The organism is Mesorhizobium sp. M7A.T.Ca.US.000.02.2.1 (genome assembly GCF_003996995.1).
Lineage (GTDB): Bacteria > Pseudomonadota > Alphaproteobacteria > Rhizobiales > Rhizobiaceae > Mesorhizobium.
This window is the reverse complement of record NZ_RZTT01000652.1, coordinates 1-2169: the sequence shown is the minus strand read 5'-3', so window position 1 is coordinate 2169 and position 2169 is coordinate 1. Positions and strand designations below refer to the sequence as shown.

2 protein-coding genes and 1 pseudogene are annotated in these 2169 nt (G+C 66.0%); 1 reads left to right on the top strand and 2 read right to left on the bottom strand.

Features of this window, described 5'->3' with window-relative positions; genetic code table 11:
- Positions 1–1692: aminopeptidase P family protein (locus tag EOD15_RS33070; protein ID WP_148129778.1), on the top strand; the 1692-nt coding region annotated here is incomplete at its 5' end.
- A 94-nt stretch (positions 1693–1786) separates the two neighbouring features.
- Here EOD15_RS33070 and EOD15_RS33065 read toward each other — a convergent pair.
- Both EOD15_RS33065 and EOD15_RS37400 read right to left on the bottom strand, forming a co-directional pair.
- A complete protein-coding gene (locus tag EOD15_RS33065; protein ID WP_127320663.1) occupies positions 1787–2083 on the bottom strand; it encodes an AzlD family protein in 297 nt (98 codons plus the stop codon).
- A pseudogene (locus EOD15_RS37400) lies at positions 2080–2169 on the bottom strand (branched-chain amino acid ABC transporter permease); the annotation flags it as partial. The gene EOD15_RS33065 and the pseudogene EOD15_RS37400, both read right to left, overlap by 4 nt.

Sequence of the window (2169 nt, the reverse complement as noted above, 5' to 3'; positions counted from 1 at the left end):
CGGCTGAAATGGCTGACCGGCTTCAGCGGCTCGGCCGGCGCCGCCATCGTCCTGCGCGACCGCGCCTTCGTCTTTGTCGACGGGCGCTACACGCTGCAGGTGCGCAGCGAGGTCGACCTGGACGTCTTTTCGATCGAAAGCCTGGTCGACAATCCGCCGGCTGTCTGGCTGAAAGACAATCTTGGCAAGGGCGCACGGCTCGGCTTCGATCCATGGCTGCACACGATCAGCGAGGTCAAGGCGCTGCAGGCCTCGGCCGACAAATCAGGCGCCGTGCTGGTGCCGCTCGACAAGAACCCGATTGACATCATCTGGAAGGATCAGCCCGACGTGCCGGTGGCCCCGGTCGAACTTCACCCGATCGGCTTTGCCGGCGAGCTCGCCAAGGACAAGCTCGCGCGGTTGGCGGCGGCGATCGCAAAGGACGGCGCCACCCATGCGGTGCTGACCGACCCCTCCTCCATCGCCTGGGCCTTCAACATCCGCGGCGGCGACGTGCCGCACACGCCGCTGGCGCTCGGCTTCGCCATTCTTGCCGCCGATGGGTCGCACCAGCTTTTCATGGATAAGCGCAAATTCTCGCGCCAGGTCGCAGCCTATCTCACCCAACTCGCCGAGCCGCATGGGCCTGGCGAATTCCAAGCCGCGATCGTCGCCCTTGCCAAGAGTGGCGCGAAAATCGCGCTTGACCCGGTGCTGGCGGCCGACCGGCTGCGCATGCTGGTCGAGGCCAATGGCGGCGCCGTCGTTGCAGCAGCAGACCCCGCCCGCATCCCGCGCGCCACCAAGAACCAGGCCGAGATCAACGGCTCGCGCGCCGCGCATCGCCGTGACGGTGCGGCCGTGGCGAAGCTTCTGTGCTGGCTGGAGCGGCAAAACCCCGGATCGCTCGATGAGATATCGGTGGTCACCCGGCTGGAAGAGTCGCGGCGGCAGACCGGCGAGGAAACGCAGATGCCGCTGCGCGATGTCTCCTTCGACACCATTTCGGGCGCCGGTCCGAACGGTGCCATCATGCATTACCGCGTGTCGCGCGCCACCAGCCGCAAGCTGCAGGCCGGCGAGTTGTTCCTGCTCGACTCCGGTGCGCAGTATCAGGACGGCACCACCGACATCACGCGCACCGTGCCGATCGGCCAGCCGACGCAGGAGATGCGCGAACGCTTCACCCTGGTGCTGAAAGGCATGATCGGCATTTCCACCTTGCGCTTTCCCGCCGGCACGCGCGGCTCCGAGATCGATGCCGTCGCGCGCATGGCGCTGTGGAAGCACGGTTGCGACTTCGCCCACGGCACCGGCCATGGCGTCGGCTCGTATCTGGCCGTGCATGAAGGGCCGCAGCGGATCGCCCGCACCGGCACCGAAAAGCTGCTCGAAGGCATGATGCTGTCCAACGAGCCCGGCTACTACAAGGAAGGCGCCTACGGCATCCGCATCGAGAACCTGATCCTGGTGACGCCGGCGCAAGAGATCGAGGGCGGAGACATCGCCATGCACGGCTTCGAGACGCTGACGCTGGCGCCGATCGATACCAGGCTGGTGCAGTCGGACCTCCTGACGCGCGACGAGTTGCACTGGCTGGACTCGTACCATGCGCGCGTGCTGGCCGAGATCGGCCCGATGCTCGACGGCGAAACGCTGGCCTGGCTGGAAAAGGCCACGGCGCCATTGCCGCACGACGCGAAGATTTGAGGTGAGCTTTCTTTCTCCCCGTTCACGGGGAGAAATGCCCGGCAGGGCAATGAGGGGCAGCGCCTCCGTTCGAGGTAATTGCTGCGGCAGAGCCTTATCCGACGAACTGCCGCGCCAAAATCAGAACCGCAGCCCCCGCCAGAAACATCGACATCAGTCCACCGCGCAACGAAACCACAGCCGTAACCACCAGAGCCGCCCATTCCGCCGGCCCGGCATTCAACAGTTCCGGCGCCACCAGCGTCGTCAGCACCGCCGCCGGCACGGCGTTGAGACCGGCCTCGACGCGCGGATGGATTGTTTCGAAGCGGGAGATGACCAGATGCCCGCCGATGCGCGTCAGATAGGTCGCGATCGCACCGGCGATGATGATCCAGAAGGTCGTGCTCATGGCCGTGCCTTTACGCCGCTGTGATGGGGAGGCAGAATGACCGCCAGCAGCACACCGGCAACAGCGCCAATCGAGACATGCCAGGG

Excerpts from the sequence above, each read along its gene's own strand:
- EOD15_RS33065 (WP_127320663.1), bottom strand. The coding sequence starts at position 2,083 with ATGAGCACGACCTTCTGGATCATCATCGCCGGTGCGATCGCGACCTAT.